Below are 14967 nucleotides of genomic sequence, written 5' to 3'. Positions count from 1 at the left end.
ACGCCCATGTCTTACACCGCAGAAGCCATCGAAGTCCTTTCCGGCCTCGATCCGGTGCGCAAGCGCCCGGGCATGTATACCGATACCTCGCGGCCCAATCACCTTGCCCAGGAAGTCATCGACAACAGCGTCGACGAGGCGCTGGCCGGCCATGCCCGTTCGGTGCAGGTGATCCTGCACGCCGACAATTCGCTGGAAGTCATCGACGATGGCCGCGGCATGCCGGTGGATATCCATCCCGAGGAAGGCGTTCCTGGTGTCGAACTGATCCTCACCAAGCTGCACGCTGGCGGCAAGTTCTCCAACAAGAACTACCAGTTCTCCGGCGGCCTGCATGGCGTGGGCATTTCGGTGGTCAACGCATTGTCGACGCAGGTGGTGGTCACCGTCCGCCGCGACGGCAACGAGTACCGCATGAGCTTCGCCGACGGCTACAAGGCCAGCGACCTGCAGGTCATCGGCACGGTCGGCAAGCGCAACACCGGCACCAGCGTGCACTTCTGGCCGGATGCCAAGTACTTCGACTCGCCGAAGTTCTCCATCAGCCGGCTCAAGCACGTGCTCAAGGCCAAGGCGGTGCTGTGTCCGGGGCTGAACGTCAGCTTCGAGGACAAGGCCAGCGGCGAGAAGGTCGAATGGCATTACGAGGACGGCCTGCGTTCCTATCTGGTCGATGCTGTCAGCGAGTTCGCCCGCCTGCCTGACGAGCCCTTCGTCGGCACGCTTTCCGGCAATACCGAGGCGGTCGACTGGGCGCTGCTGTGGTTGCCCGAGGGCGGCGACAGCGTGCAGGAAAGCTACGTCAACCTGATTCCCACCGCGCAGGGCGGCACCCACGTCAACGGTCTTCGCCAGGGCCTGCTCGATGCCATGCGCGAGTTCTGCGAGTTTCGCAGCCTGCTGCCGCGCGGCGTAAAGCTGGCGCCGGAGGATGTCTGGGAACGTATCGCTTTCGTGCTCTCAATGAAGCTGCAGGAACCGCAGTTCTCCGGGCAGACCAAGGAACGGCTGTCCTCGCGTGAGGCTGCCGCGTTCGTCTCCGGGGTGGTCAAGGATGCCTTCAGTCTGTGGCTCAACGCCAACCCCGAGCTGGGCCTGCAGCTCGCCGAACTGGCGATCAACAACGCCGGCCGGCGGTTGAAGGCGAGCAAGAAGATCGAGCGCAAGAAGATCACCCAGGGCCCGGCGCTGCCGGGCAAGCTGGCCGACTGTGCCGGACAGGACCCGGCACGCGCCGAGCTGTTCCTGGTGGAAGGTGATTCCGCCGGCGGCAGCGCCAAGCAGGCGCGCGACAAGGAATTCCAGGCGATCCTGCCGCTGCGCGGGAAGATCCTCAACACCTGGGAAGTGGACGGCGGCGAGGTGCTGGCCAGTCAGGAAGTGCACAACATCGCCGTGGCGGTGGGGCTCGACCCCGGCTCCAGCGATCTGTCGCAGCTGCGCTACGGCAAGATCTGCATCCTCGCCGACGCCGACTCCGACGGTCTGCACATCGCCACGCTGCTCTGCGCGCTGTTCGTCCAGCATTTCCGCCCGCTGGTGGAAGCCGGCCACGTCTACGTCGCGATGCCGCCGCTGTATCGCATCGACCTGGGCAAGGACATCTTCTACGCCCTCGACGAGGCCGAGCGCGACGGCATCCTCGAACGCCTGGTGGCCGAGAAGCGTCGCGGCAAGCCACAGGTCACGCGCTTCAAGGGTCTCGGCGAGATGAACCCGCCGCAGCTGCGCGAAACCACCATGGATCCGAACACCCGTCGGCTGGTCCAGCTGACTCTCGATGACTTCGACGGCACCCGCGAAATCATGGACATGCTGCTGGCCAAGAAGCGTGCCGGCGACCGCAAGAACTGGCTGGAGTCGAAGGGCAACCTGGCCGAGGTGCTGGTTTGATTCGCCGCTGCCTGGTGCTGCTCGGCCTGCTCGGTGCGGCCGTGCCGGCCAGCGCGGCGCCGGTCGAGCTGCCGCTGGTCAGCGAGCATGTGGTCGCCGGCTTGAGCGGTGGCAACCTTTCCGGCCTGGCCTGGTGCGGCGATGCGCTGTGGGCCGTATCCGATCGCGACGACGACCGCCTCTACCGACTCTCCGGCGGCGCCGGCGAATGGCAGGCGGAGGCGGAGCGTTTCGATCTGCCTCCGCCACCGGCCAGCGGCCTGCCCTGGGGTATGCGTATGCGTACCTGGGTCAGCGGCCAGCTGCGCGGCGGCCAGATGGATTTCGAAGGCCTGAGCTGCGACAGCCTGGGCAATCGTTACCTGGTCAGCGAGGCGCACGCCAGCGTGCTGCGGGTCAATCCGGCGGGCAGCGCCGAATGGCTGCGCCTGCCATCGTCGCTGGTACGCCAGGCGCGGGCCAGCGGCATGCTGCTGCATTTCAATGCGATGTTCGAAGGCATCGCTGTCGATCCGGCTGCCGAGCGCATGTGGCTGGCGGCCGAGCGTGAGCGCCGCGGGCTGCTGGTGCTGCATCGCCAGCAGAACAGTTGGCACTGCACCGGCGGTTGTGTGCTGCTGGCCGAGGGCGGTCAGGAACTGCCGCCGCCAGCGCTCGGGCAACAGCCCACGGCGCCTGGTTTCACCGCCGTGGCTTTCCATCAGGACAAGCTGTTCACCCTGGAGCCGCTGGCGCATCAGGTCTGCCGTCGCGCGCCAGCGACCGGTGCTGTGGAACGTTGCTGGTCGTTCGTCGCGACGGCATTGAGCGAGGCGCGGCGCTACCCGACGCGCTTCGGTACCGCCGAAGCGCTGTGGCTCGACGCCGAAGGCGCCTGGATCGGCGTCGACAACAATGACATGCGCCGTGCCGATGGCGAGCAGCGCCCGATCGTCTGGCGTTTCGCCGCGCCGGCCGGCGGCTGGAACGCGCCGTGAGCCAGACGGCCGGTCGCCGCGCCGGGCGGGTGATGCTGGTGCTCGCCTGGGCTGCCGGCCTGTTTCTCGCCACGCGTTTCTTCGCCGATTGGGAAGGTGAGCGTACCAATCCCAATCGCGAGCCAGTCTCGCGCGTCGAGAACGGCCAGATCGAGGTGCAGCTGGCGGGCAACCGCAGCGGGCACTTCGTCGCCGATGGTCGAATCAACGATGCGCCCGTCACCTTTCTGCTCGACACCGGCGCCACCGACGTGGCGGTACCGGTTGAACTGGCCGGGCGTCTGCAGCTCGAGCGCGGCGCGCCGGTTCAGCTGCAGACCGCCAATGGCCGCACCACCGGCTATCGCACGCAGATCGAGCGCCTGCAGCTGGGCGACATCATCCTGCGCGACGTACGCGCGGTCATCGCTCCGGGCTTCGACAGCGAGCAGGTTCTGCTCGGCATGAGTGCCCTGAAACGTCTCGAATTCACCCAGCGCGCCGGCACCCTGGTGCTGCGCCAACACGCCACGGATCGACCATGAGCGAAACTCTCGACCTGAGCCTGGACGGCGTGGAGCGCCGCTCCCTTGCCGACTTCACCGAGCAGGCCTATCTCAACTACTCCATGTACGTGATCATGGATCGCGCGCTGCCGCACATCGGCGACGGCCTCAAGCCTGTGCAGCGGCGCATCGTCTATGCCATGAGCGAGCTCGGCCTGAACGCCGACGCCAAGCACAAGAAGTCCGCGCGCACCGTCGGCGACGTGCTCGGCAAGTTCCACCCGCACGGCGACAGCGCCTGCTACGAGGCGATGGTGCTGATGGCCCAGCCGTTCAGCTACCGCTACACACTGGTCGACGGCCAGGGCAACTGGGGGGCGCCGGACGATCCCAAGTCCTTCGCCGCCATGCGCTACACCGAGGCGCGGCTGTCGCGCTATTCCGAGGTGCTGCTGTCCGAGCTGGGACAGGGTACGGTGGATTGGGTGCCGAACTTCGACGGCACCCTCGACGAGCCGGCGACGCTGCCGGCGCGCCTGCCCAACCTGCTGCTCAATGGCACCACCGGCATTGCCGTGGGCATGGCCACCGATGTGCCGCCGCACAACCTGCGTGAGGTCGCGGCCGCCTGCGTGCGTCTGCTCGACGAGCCGAACGCCACCGTCGAGCAGCTCTGCGAGCACATCCTCGGCCCGGATTTTCCCACCGAGGCGGAAGTCATCACGCCGCGTGCGGAATTGCTGAAGATTTACGAAAGTGGCCGTGGCTCGGTGCGCATGCGCGCCGTGTATCGCGTCGAGGACGGCGATATCGTGGTCACCGCGCTGCCGCACCAGGTGTCCGGCGCCAAGGTGCTGGAGCAGATCGCCGCGCAGATGCAGGCCAAGAAGCTGCCGATGGTCGCCGACCTGCGCGACGAATCGGACCATGAGAATCCCTGCCGTATCGTCATCATCCCGCGTTCCAACCGCGTGGATGCCGACGAGCTGATGACCCACCTGTTCGCCACCACCGAGCTGGAGTCGAGCTACCGGGTCAACACTAACGTGATCGGCCTGGACGGCAAGCCGCAGGTGAAAAACCTGCGTGTGCTGCTGGGCGAGTGGCTGACCTATCGCATCGGCACGGTGCGTCGCCGTCTGCAGTTCCGCCTGGACAAGGTGGAGAAGCGCCTGCACCTGTTGGACGGTTTGCTGGTCGCCTTCCTCAATCTCGACGAGGTGATTCACATCATCCGTACGGAGGACCAGCCCAAGCCGGTGCTGATGGCGCGCTTCGAGCTGTCCGAGCTGCAGGCCGACTACATCCTCGATACGCGTCTGCGCCAGCTGGCACGCCTCGAGGAGATGAAGATCCGTGCCGAGCAGGACGAGCTGATGAAGGAGCGCGAGCAGCTGCTGGCACTGCTCGGCAGTGAGACCAAGCTGAAGAAGCTGGTGCGTAAGGAGTTGCTGACCGACGCCGAGACCTACGGTGATGCGCGGCGCTCGCCGATCATCGAGCGCGCCGAAGCCCGTGCGCTGTCGGAAAACGAACTGCTGCCCTCCGAGCCGGTCACCGTGGTGATTTCCGAGAAAGGCTGGGTGCGTTGCGCCAAGGGTCACGACATCGACGCGACCGGGCTCTCCTACAAGGCCGGCGACGGCTTCAAGGCCGCCGCTGGCGGGCGCTCGAACCAGTACGCGGTGTTCATCGACAGCACCGGGCGCAGCTATTCGCTGGCGGCACATTCGCTGCCCTCGGCGCGTGGCCAGGGCGAACCGCTCACCGGCCGCCTGACGCCACCGCCAGGCGCGAGTTTCGAATGCGTGCTGCTGCCCGATGACGATGCGCTGTACGTGATTGCCTCGGACGCCGGCTACGGCTTCGTCGTCAAGGGTGATGACCTGCAGGCCAAGAACAAGGCCGGCAAGACACTGCTGTCGCTGCCGGCCGGTGCGAAAGTGGTGGCACCGCGGCCGCTGCACAGCCGCGACGACGACTGGCTGGCGGCGGTGACGACCGAAGGGCGTCTGCTGGTGTTCCCCGTGCGTGACCTGCCGCAGCTGGGCAAGGGCAAGGGCAACAAGATCATCGGCATTCCTGGCGAACGTGTGGCCAGCCGCGAGGAGTACCTGGTCGATCTGGCGGTGCTTCCAGCGGGCGCGACGCTGACGCTGCAGGCCGGCAAGCGCACGCTGTCGCTCAAGGCCGACGACCTGGAACATTACAAGGGCGAGCGTGGGCGACGTGGCAACAAGCTGCCGCGTGGCTTCCAGCGAGTCGATGGCTTGCAGGTCGAGCGCCAGGGCTGAGTGGCACGCTTCAGTGCTGGCGTCCGGGGTCGGATTCACGGAAGATAGCCACCTTTCAAACCGGCGACGCTCTGTCGATCCGACTTTCGGACCGTCCAGCAGTCGCATGGCTGGCCGTCACCGACGATCGGGGTGGCCGGCGTCTACCGCGGCATAGCCTGGATCATGGTGTAAGAGGGTAATGAACAAGTTGCTGCGTCTTTCGACTGTCTTGCTGGTACTCAGCGCCAGCTTGTCTGGCTGCATGCTGCAGCAGCCGCTGCCCATGTACCGCCTGGAGAATGGTTCGGCCACCATGCCGGAACGGATCGATGGCCCGGCGGTGCTGCTGGGGCCGGTGACCCTCGCCGATTATCTGCAGCGTGATGCCATGCTGCAGCGCCTGCCCGACGGCAGCCTGGCGGCCGATGCGCAGCACGCGCGCTGGGCCGGCAGCCTGCAGGGTGACATCGAACAGCTGCTGTTGCGCCAGCTCGCCGCCGGGCTCGAGACCCAGCGTGTGCAGTTGAGTCCGGCCGCCGCTGGATTCACCCCGGATGTTCAGGTTGAACTGGCCATTACCCGGCTGGATTCCGGCCCGGCGCATCCAGCGGTGCTGGAGGCGCAATGGCGACTGCTGGATAAGCAGGGCAAGCTGCAGGGCAGTCGTCTGGTTCGCCTGCAGGAGGAGCATCAGGGCACGCCGGCCAACCAGGTGCATGCGCAGAGCGTGCTGCTACAGCGTCTCGGTGAAATGCTGGCGACCGCGGCAAAGCCGCTGGCTGTCGCCAAGCCGGCTGCACCCAAGCGCGAACCGGCCAGGCCGAACAAGGCCGCCGAGGCGAAGGTGCCGCGCATCCCCGCACTGGAGCCGATCCGTACCGATATGGAAGTATTCCGCTTCTGATAATCGCCCACGAGCCGGCCCTGAAAGACGCTGGCCGGCTCGTCAGCTTCCCGATTCCTCATGTTTCGTGCAGCCGCGGCCGGCTCTGGCTCTGTGTGGCCAGGCTCCGTGTGGCCATCTGTCGGTACGGAAGCGCCGGCTAGCGGCGCGAGGGGAGGGATGAAGGGCACGCAGCGACTCAGCTGCGCTGGCGCAGCTCGTGCATACGGGTCAGCTGGCGCTCCAGCAGCGACGGGTACGGCTCCAGCAGGCGCTCCACGCAGCAGGCACCTTCCGGGCTGGCGATCGGGCGGATGCGCGCGCGCTGCCTGATCAGCGGGTCGTCGCCGATGCTGCGCTCGACCAGCAGCAGGTTGCGGCTGTGCAGCGACATCGCCAATGCCGCCTGAGCGGCATCGCTGAGCAGCAGATCGCCCTGACTGAGTTCGTACAGACCTTCGCCTTCGGTCAGGCCCAGTTGCAGCTGCAGGGTCAGCCCGCTGTCGGCGACCTCGATCTGCAGCGCGTGGCTCAGCGCGCGCATCAGCTCGCCGCAGCAGATCGCGTGGGTGAGGTAGTTCTGTTCATCGTCCTGGCTATGAAACAGCATCAGGCTGCTGCCGTCGTTGAGCGTCTGCAGTTCCGCCTGATAGAGCGTTGCCGCTTGCTGCAGGGAGTCACGATAGCGCTGCAGCAGATCGGTCAGGCGTTCGCGCGGCAGGCGCCGCAGCTGTTCCTGGCCGCCGAGCTGAATGGCCAGCACTGCGCTCTTGCGCGGTGCGACCGGTGGTGTCGGGACCGGCGGCGCCGGGGCGGCGAAAGGCGGATCTTCGTCGTCGAAGGCGCCGAACGGTTCGAAATCATCGTCGGCGCGTAGGGCCGACGGCGCGCCGAATGACGGCTCGATCGACTGTGTCGGCGCCACCGCCGGCGGTTCGCCGACGTAACGCGGGTCGGGCTGATCGAAATAGCCATCGTCGAGCATTTCGCCGAGATCCAGTTCCGGCTCGGGTTTTTCCGGCACCAGACGCGCCTGCAGTTGACGCGCGAGGTCGCCGATCTCGTCCTGGCGCCCGGCGCCCGGTGCCGGATCGTCCGGATCGCGCAGCCACAGGCGCAGCTGCAACAGCGGCGTGGACAGCTGGCGGCCCAGGCGCATGCTCAGCACCAGTGCGAGCGCCAGCAGGATCAGGCTGAGCAGCCCCATGCTCTGCAGGCTGATGGTCATCGGTTGCTGGAACTGCTGCATGTCCAGGCTGATGCGCAGATGGCCAGCGATCACTTCCTGGAAGCTGATCGGCGTGGAATACAGGCCTTTGTCGTCACCCAGCAGGCTGTGCTGCGGCCGCGTACCGGATTCGGCCAGCACGCGGTTGTCCACGCTGTAGATGGCGGCATGGGCGACCAGCGGATTCTTCACCAGATTGCTGAGCAGCACGTTGAGGCTGAGGATGTCGTTGGCCACCAGCAGATCGGTAGCCGAGGCGGCCGTCTGCGTGACCAGGCTCTGGCCGAGCGCATCGGCCTGCTGCTCCATCGCCTGCTTGAACTGCATGCCGATCACCCACGCATAGATGACCAATGCCAGGGCGACCAGCAGCAGCGTGTGGCTGGCGATGCGCAGCACCAGTGGGACGCGGTGCTGGCGCACGGCACGGTAGAGCATGAGGAAGAAATTGTCTGGCTTGACGGATGCGGGCCGGTTCACAGAGCGCGGCTCTTCTCGAAGGAAATTGGCGGGCAGTATACGGAAAGCGCGATGGCGGCTGAAGGTCTGCGCGGTAAAGCGGACGAAACGTCGACGTCCCGTGCGTACCGGATAGCCCGGCGTGGATGTTGTAGAATGCGCGCCTTCTTTGTCATGGGAGTTGCGCCTTGCGCGAAATCGTCCTGATCAACATCACCGGGGAAGATCGTCCCGGTCTGACTGCGGCCATCACAGGCGTCCTGGCGCAGGGTGGCGTGAACATCCTCGACATCGGTCAGGCGGTGATCCATGACACGCTGTCCTTTGGCATCCTGGTCGAGCTGCCCGATAGCGAAGGCGCTTCGGCGGTGCTCAAGGACGTGCTGTTCATGGGCTACAAGCACGACCAGCAGGTGCGCTTCACGCCGGTGTCCGAAGACGACTACCAGCACTGGGTGGCCGGTCAGGGCAAGTCGCGGCATATCGTGACCCTGCTGACGCGCAAGGTCACCGCCGAGCAGCTGCACCGGGTCAGCTCGATCACCGCGAAGTTCGGCCTGAACATCGACCACATCGACCGCCTCTCGGGGCGCATGCCGCTGGACGTGCCCGAGGAGCTGGGCAAGGGCTGCATCGAATTCTCCGTGCGCGGCGAGCCGGAGGACACCGCGGCGCTGCGTGCCGAATTCCTCAGCGTGGCGCAGGAGCTGAATGTCGATATCGCCTTCCAGCGCGACTCGATCTTCCGCCGCAATCGGCGTCTGGCGGTGTTCGACATGGATTCGACGCTGATCGAGGCGGAGGTCATCGACGAGCTGGCCAAGGCCGCCGGCGTCGGCGAGCAGGTGGCGGAGATCACCGAGCGCGCCATGCGCGGCGAGCTGGATTTTCGCGCCAGTTTCAAGGAGCGCCTGGCGCTGCTCGAAGGGCTCTCGGAGGACGTGCTGGCGGACATCAGTGCCAGCTTGCGCCTGACCGAGGGCGCCGAGCTGCTGTTCGCCGAGCTCAAGCGGCTCGGCTACAAGACCGCAATCCTCTCCGGTGGTTTCAGCTACTTCGCCCGGCAGCTGCAGGCCAAGCTGGGCATCGACTACGTGTTCGCCAACGAACTGCAGATCGTCAACGGCAAGGTCACCGGCGTGGCAGTCGAGCCGATCGTCGATGCCCAGCGCAAGGCTGATCTGCTGCGCCAGCTGGCGGAGCAGGAAGGGCTGCGCCTGGAGCAGACCATCGCGGTCGGCGACGGCGCCAACGACCTGCCGATGCTCGGTCTGGCCGGGCTCGGCGTGGCGTTCCGCGCCAAACCGCTGGTCAAGCAGTCGGCCAAGCAGGCAATTTCCACCCTGGGGCTGGACGGTATCCTCTACCTGCTCGGCTATCGCGACCGGGAAGGCGCGGAGTAGCACGGTCGCCGTCAGGCATAGCGGCAGAAACGACAAGCCCCGAGTCGATCCCGACTCGGGGCTTGTCGTTTCCGGGGGCTGGCTGCTTCAGGGCTTGATTGCGACCTTGAGCACGCCGTCACGCTGGTTGGCGAACAGATCGTAGGCCGTTTCGATGTCCTTCAGCGCGTACTGGTGGGTCACCAGCGGGCCGAGGTCGACGCGCCCGGATGCCACCACGTTGAGCAGCCGGCGCATGCGTTCCTTGCCTCCGGGGCACAGCGAGGTGACGATCTTGTTGTCGCCGAGGCCAGCATGGAACGCGCCCAGCGGAATGGTCAGATCGCTGGAATAGACGCCCAGGCTCGACAGTGTGCCGCCGGGCTTGAGCGCGCGCAGCGCCTGCTCGAAGGTGGTCTGGGTGCCGAGTGCTTCGATGGCGGCATCGACGCCACGGCCGCCGGTCAGCTTCATGATTTCGTCTACGACGTCGACGCTGCGGAAGTTCAGCGTCACGTCGGCGCCCATGCGCCGCGCGATATCCAGCCGTGCATCGACGCCATCCACCGCGATGATGGTGCTCGCGCCGCGCAGCTTGGCGCCGGCGGTGGCGCAGAGGCCGATCGGCCCTTGGGCGAAAATCACCACGATGTCGCCGATCTTGATGTTGGCCGCCTCGGCGCCAGCGAAGCCGGTGGACATGATGTCCGGGCACATCAGCACTTGTTCGTCGGTCAGTCCGTCAGGCACCGGCGCCAGGTTGGCCTGAGCGTCGGGCACCAGCACGTATTCGGCCTGGGTGCCGTCGATGGTGTTGCCGAAGCGCCAGCCGCCCATCGGCTTGTAGCCGTGGCAGCTGCAGCCGCCATCCTGCGAGGAGAGGCCGTCCTGGCTGGCGTAGGAGGAGAAGTTCGGGCAGATGGCGCCGGCGATGACCCGCTGGCCTTCCTGGTAGCCCTGCACGTTGCTGCCGAGTTTCTCGATGATGCCCACCGGCTCGTGGCCGATGGTCAGGCCGCGGGCGACCGGGTATTCGCCCTTGAGGATGTGGACATCGGTGCCGCAGATGGTGGTGGTGGTGATGCGCAGCAGCGCGTCGTTGGGGCCGATCTCGGGAATCGGCTTGTCCTGCAGTTCGATACGGCCCGGTTCGACGAACACCGCGGCTTTCATCATGGCCATGATGGCGACTCCTCTCGGATCAAAAGAACGTCAGCGCACTCTAGTCGAGTGGTGTGACGCCTCGCTGATCCCGATCAAGGTCGTGCCTGATGCCGGGGGGTGGTCACTCCTCGTCCGAGGAGAAGTTGTAGTCCATCGACTGGCTGGGGCCTTGCAGATAGTGGCCCTGGATATAGTTGACGCCCGCCTGCCAGAGTGTCGCCAGCACCGTGGCGCTTTCGACGAAGGGCACGATGCTCAGGCGCTTGTGTTCGTGCAGATCGGCGAGCAGCTGCTTGAGCGCTTCCTGATTTTCCTGGCGGCTCAGATCCTGGGTGTAGGAGCCGTCGACCTTGACGAACAGCGCGTTCAGGTGGCGCAGCGTGTTGAACGGATTGAGCGCGCAGCCGAAGTTGCTCAGCGCCAGATGGCAACCCAGCTCGCCGAGGCCCTGGCCCAGCGCCTTGGCGGGTTTGAGATAGGCCACCGCATCCGGTTCGTTGAGTTCGAACACCAGCGCGTCGCCCGGCAGGCGGGCGGCCTTCAGCACGACGCCGAGCCAGGGCAAGAGGCCGGCATCCTGCAGACTGGCGCTGGACAGGTGCAGGAACAGCCGCGTGCTGTGGCCCTTGGTGCGATGTTCGGCGAGCAGCTTGATCGAGTTGAGGATCACCCAACGGTCGATCTTGCCCGCCAGGCCGGCGTCGCTGGCGGCGCTGAGGAACTGGGCCGGCGGGACTTCGACGCCTTGTGGGTCGAGCAGGCGCAGCAGCACCTCGTAGTGCTCGTGACTGTCGCCGCGCAGGCTGATGATCGGCTGGAACAGCAGGCGGAAACTGTTGGTGTCCAGCGCCTGCTGCAGCATGGCGGCGAGATTGCCGCGACTTGCCGCCGCCGCCAGTTCGTCGGCCGGGTCATAGCGCTTGAGCGCGTTGCCGTCGGTGAGTTCGTCGGCACAGCGATGGGCGCGCTCGATGACGTCCTGCGCGCGCGCGGTCTTCTCGTCCAAGCCAGCGACGCCAATGCTCAGGGTGGTCTGCACGGTGCGACCGCCGATGTCGAACAGGTGACCCTCGATGCGAGTCAGCAGCTTGCGCAGCGAAGCTTCGGCCTGGTCCGGTGCGATACCTGGCTGCAGCGCGGTGAACACATCGTCGGCGAAGCGGGCCAGCGGCGTCTGGGCGTCGAAGTGCGCGCGCAGCACGTCGGCCAGCTGGCGCAGCAGCTGATCGGCATCGCTCAGGCCGATTTCGGCCTGCAGGCTGGCAAAGCGGTCCACTCGAATATAGGCCAGACTGGCGATCTGGCCGGCATTGACCGCACGCTCGACGGCGCTGTCGACCAGTTCGGTGAAATGGTTGCGGTTGTGCAGGCCGGTAATCGGGTCCTGCGTGCTGATTTCGCGCAGCTTCTGCAGCTCGGCGCTGTCGCTTTCGGCGCGGATCACGACCTGGATGCACGGCTCGCCATCGTAGGTGGCCGGCGAGAAGTGCATGCGAGCCTTGAAGCTATCGCCATCGGCGCGCACGCCACTGCAGGTCAGCTCGCAGTGGCCTTCCATCGTCTGGTAGTTCTTCAGGAAGGTCTTGAAACTGCCCTGATCGCAGGCTTCGATCAGGTCGATCATCGGCATGCCTTCCAGGTCTTCGACGTCGGCGTAGCCGAACAGCTCCAGGTAGGCGCGGTTGGCATAGATGTGCATGCCGTCGTGCACGTAGGCAATGGCGTCCACCGAGCTGTCGAGCAGCAGCTGACAGCGTTTCTCCGCCTCGCGCAGCGCCACCTCCGCTGAGCGCCGAGCGCGCCGCTGCTCGAGGTTGGCCAGCTCGCGGTTAGCCACCAATAGCAGCCACTCGTCCTCGCCTTGCGGCAGCGCATCCTGGGCGCCGAGCGTCAGCGCATCGATGATCGCTTCGGCGTCGTTGCTCGCGGTGAGCTGGATGATCGGAATGTCCTTGGCCTGCCGGCGGATGGTGGCGATGGCCTCGCTCGGCTCGAGATTTTCGCTGCTCGGCGCGGCGATCAGCAGGTCCCAGGTCTGTTGCAGCGCGCTCGCGAGGTCGTCGCTGGACGTGAGTCGATGCACCCGGGTGGCCTGTCCGGCATTGCGGAACAGACTGACCAGACGCTCGGCTTCGTTCTGCGAATCTTCGAGAATCAACAGGCGGATGGTTTTCTTTTGCAGGGCCATGACGACAGATCAGAAGCGCGCCGAAGGTGCGCGGGCGGGCGAAAATACGGGTGCCGGCAATCTACAGCGACTTCCAGAGTGAGTCAAAATCTGCGTCCCCATTGACTCCGCGGGTTCCCCAGGCTGTGACCGGCATCTCCGGCTCGGCCGGCGGCTGGCCGAGGAGCTGGTACTCGAACTGGTTGTAGTTGCCGGTATGGCTCTGGCGGCGCTGCAGCACGGCGCGCTGTTCATTGCCTTCCTGATTGATCAGCACCTTGTGGCCCTGCTGAAACGGCAGGCATGGAGCGATCAGGGTCGCCGCCTGGCCGATGGCCGGGATTGCCGGCAGCAGCAGCGCGCGCAGGTATTCGCTGCCCAGTTCGGTCTTGCGCAGCAGACGCAGGCCGCAGGGTTGCGCTTGCGGCGCGATCAGCTCGACGCCCATCTGCGTGCCGCCGCCGCGCACCTGGCGAACCCAGCGCACCACGGCGACGCTCCAGCCGTTGTCGCCGTCGCGCAGTCCCAGCAGCTCGCCGGTCTGCAGTTGTGCGGGAACCTCCGCCGGCCAGGCCAGGCAGTAGCCGCCGGGGCTGTGGTTGACCAGGCGAACCTCGAACTCGGGATAGGTCTGCTCGCTGGCTTGCGTGGCCGCCGGGGCCTGGCTGGGACTGGTCGGGCGAACGAACTCGATGTGTTCGTCAGGCAGCAGTCCGTCGCTGTTGAGGCTTTGCGCGTCGAAGGCGTTCGCCCAGATGTCGGGGGCGCCGTTGTTGGCCTTGAACACCGCCGAGTTGGGCTCCTCGTGGCGCTCCAGCACGGCGTTGAACGGGCGCCGGCCGGCGAGCTGGTAGTGCAGGGCGGTCATGCCGATGCACAGGTGCAGGGTGCCGTTGGCCGGAGTGCGCTGGAAGGAGCGCTCGGACATGTCGCCCCAGGCCGCGCTCAGGTGCAGCAGCAGGTCGTCGCCGATGCCGCTGGCGTCCGGCAGCGACGAGCGCTCGCGATGCTCTTGCGGCAGGCGCAGGTGCTCGGCGAGCGCTGCGACCAGCCGGCTGGTGTCGACGCCGCACATGCTTGGCAGCGCGTCGCGGGCGAACAGCGAGCGATAACGCGGCGCACTGTCCTGCTGCGGCGAGAAGACGAACAGGCTGGACGGTGCGCTGGCCGGCTGAAGGACCGCCAGCGTGCTCCAGGCCTCCAGGGCCTTGGCCAGCCGGGCGATGCCGGACTGGCGCAGTTGGTTGCAGCGCGCGCAGCCCAGCAGCAGGGCGGCGAGGTAGCACTGTTCGGTGCTCAGGCCCGGGCCGTGGTGCGCCAGCGGGTCGCGCACCGCAGTACCCTGCACGGCGTACTGCGCGGCGAGCTGATAGAGCTGGTGCAGCTCGAGCCAGAGGCTCTCGGCGGCTGGGCTGTAGAGCTGGGCAGAGCGCGTCAGCAGCGCGCCGAGGCTGTGCACCGCGCGCTGCAGGGCGATCGTCAGAAGCTGCCGGCGATCCTGCTCGGGGCGTGCAAGGGCGCGCACGACGATCAGCTTGTAGCCGGTGGCCAGGTGATTCTGCAGCGCTTGGCAGAGACCGGCGACCTTGCGTGGTCGCTCGTCGAGCACGATCGGTTGATTCAGGTAGTGCCGCTCGAGGTGCCCGCAGACGTAGTGCACCTCGGGGCGTAGCAGTTCCAGCAGTTGCAGACGGGTTTGCGACGGCACACGCAGCTGGTTGATTTCCACCAGCGCCTGGTAGAGCTGGCGTGCCATTTCTCCCAGATTGGCCTTGGGCAGGCCAGCGAGCCACACCTGCAGTGCGCGCACGCTCGCCTCGCAGAAGCTCAGGCTCTGCTGGGTCGGCGTGGGTACGCGCAATGGCAAATGAAGACTCTGCAACCGGAAACTCCCGCAGCACCGACCATCGGTGCCTTGTCAGCGAACTCTATCAGCTGCGCTTCGTCGTGTTGATGGTCGACGATGGCATTTTGATATTATCCGATGATTGGTCGTTCCGGTACGCGGGGTTGTCGCAGGGCGTGTCGGGTGCGGCGCCGCGCGCGGGTTGGC

The 14967-nt window shown here is 66.4% G+C and carries 10 protein-coding genes; 6 read left to right on the top strand and 4 right to left on the bottom strand.

Annotated features, from left to right (window positions below; translation table 11 throughout):
• Nucleotides 1-6 precede the first annotated feature (6 nt).
• The 5 genes from parE (at nucleotide 7) to U8L64_RS16950 (ending at nucleotide 6535) form a co-directional block, all read left to right on the top strand.
• Nucleotides 7-1893, top strand: coding sequence for a DNA topoisomerase IV subunit B (gene parE, locus U8L64_RS16970; protein WP_333398331.1), 1887 nt, complete (start codon nucleotides 7-9; stop codon nucleotides 1891-1893).
• Nucleotides 1890-2870 (top strand): esterase-like activity of phytase family protein, encoded by a 981-nt coding sequence (locus tag U8L64_RS16965; RefSeq protein WP_333398330.1) that lies wholly within the window; start codon nucleotides 1890-1892, stop codon nucleotides 2868-2870. Before parE ends, U8L64_RS16965 begins: the two co-directional genes overlap by 4 nt.
• Complete coding sequence (locus U8L64_RS16960) at nucleotides 2867-3394, top strand: retropepsin-like aspartic protease family protein (RefSeq protein ID WP_167134410.1); 528 nt, start codon at nucleotides 2867-2869, stop codon at nucleotides 3392-3394. The genes U8L64_RS16965 and U8L64_RS16960 overlap by 4 nt, the downstream gene beginning before the upstream one ends.
• Complete coding sequence (parC, locus tag U8L64_RS16955) at nucleotides 3391-5649, top strand: DNA topoisomerase IV subunit A (protein ID WP_333398329.1); 2259 nt, start codon at nucleotides 3391-3393, stop codon at nucleotides 5647-5649. Before U8L64_RS16960 ends, parC begins: the two co-directional genes overlap by 4 nt.
• 181 nt (nucleotides 5650-5830) lie before the next feature.
• Nucleotides 5831-6535: a PqiC family protein gene (locus U8L64_RS16950; protein WP_138300502.1), complete on the top strand. Its 705-nt coding sequence runs from the start codon at nucleotides 5831-5833 to the stop codon at nucleotides 6533-6535.
• A 178-nt stretch (nucleotides 6536-6713) separates the two neighbouring features.
• Here U8L64_RS16950 and U8L64_RS16945 read toward each other — a convergent pair whose 3' ends face one another.
• Nucleotides 6714-8222 (bottom strand): AhpA/YtjB family protein, encoded by a 1509-nt coding sequence (locus U8L64_RS16945; protein ID WP_138300501.1) that lies wholly within the window; start codon nucleotides 8220-8222, stop codon nucleotides 6714-6716.
• Between the two features lie 167 nt (nucleotides 8223-8389).
• Between U8L64_RS16945 and serB the strand changes: the two genes are divergently transcribed.
• A complete protein-coding gene (gene serB / locus U8L64_RS16940; protein ID WP_043297748.1) occupies nucleotides 8390-9604 on the top strand; it encodes a phosphoserine phosphatase SerB in 1215 nt (404 codons plus the stop codon).
• A gap of 87 nt (nucleotides 9605-9691) precedes the next feature.
• On the opposite strand, the gene U8L64_RS16935 is transcribed toward serB, so the two are convergent.
• From U8L64_RS16935 to U8L64_RS16925, 3 genes are all read right to left on the bottom strand, one after another.
• Nucleotides 9692-10768, bottom strand: a complete 1077-nt coding sequence (locus U8L64_RS16935; RefSeq protein WP_273526340.1) for an NAD(P)-dependent alcohol dehydrogenase — start codon at nucleotides 10766-10768, stop codon at nucleotides 9692-9694.
• A gap of 100 nt (nucleotides 10769-10868) precedes the next feature.
• Complete coding sequence (locus U8L64_RS16930; RefSeq protein WP_333398328.1) at nucleotides 10869-12935, bottom strand: EAL domain-containing response regulator; 2067 nt, start codon at nucleotides 12933-12935, stop codon at nucleotides 10869-10871.
• Between the two features lie 61 nt (nucleotides 12936-12996).
• Nucleotides 12997-14796 (bottom strand): molecular chaperone, encoded by a 1800-nt coding sequence (locus tag U8L64_RS16925; RefSeq protein WP_234302858.1) that lies wholly within the window; start codon nucleotides 14794-14796, stop codon nucleotides 12997-12999.
• Nucleotides 14797-14967: the final 171 nt, after the last annotated feature.

The sequence above is a fragment of the Pseudomonas sp. FIP_A4 genome, from assembly GCF_036701605.1.
GTDB lineage: Bacteria > Pseudomonadota > Gammaproteobacteria > Pseudomonadales > Pseudomonadaceae > Stutzerimonas > Stutzerimonas phenolilytica.
Note: the sequence above shows the minus strand (reverse complement) of the source record. Positions and strands in the feature narration are given on the sequence as shown.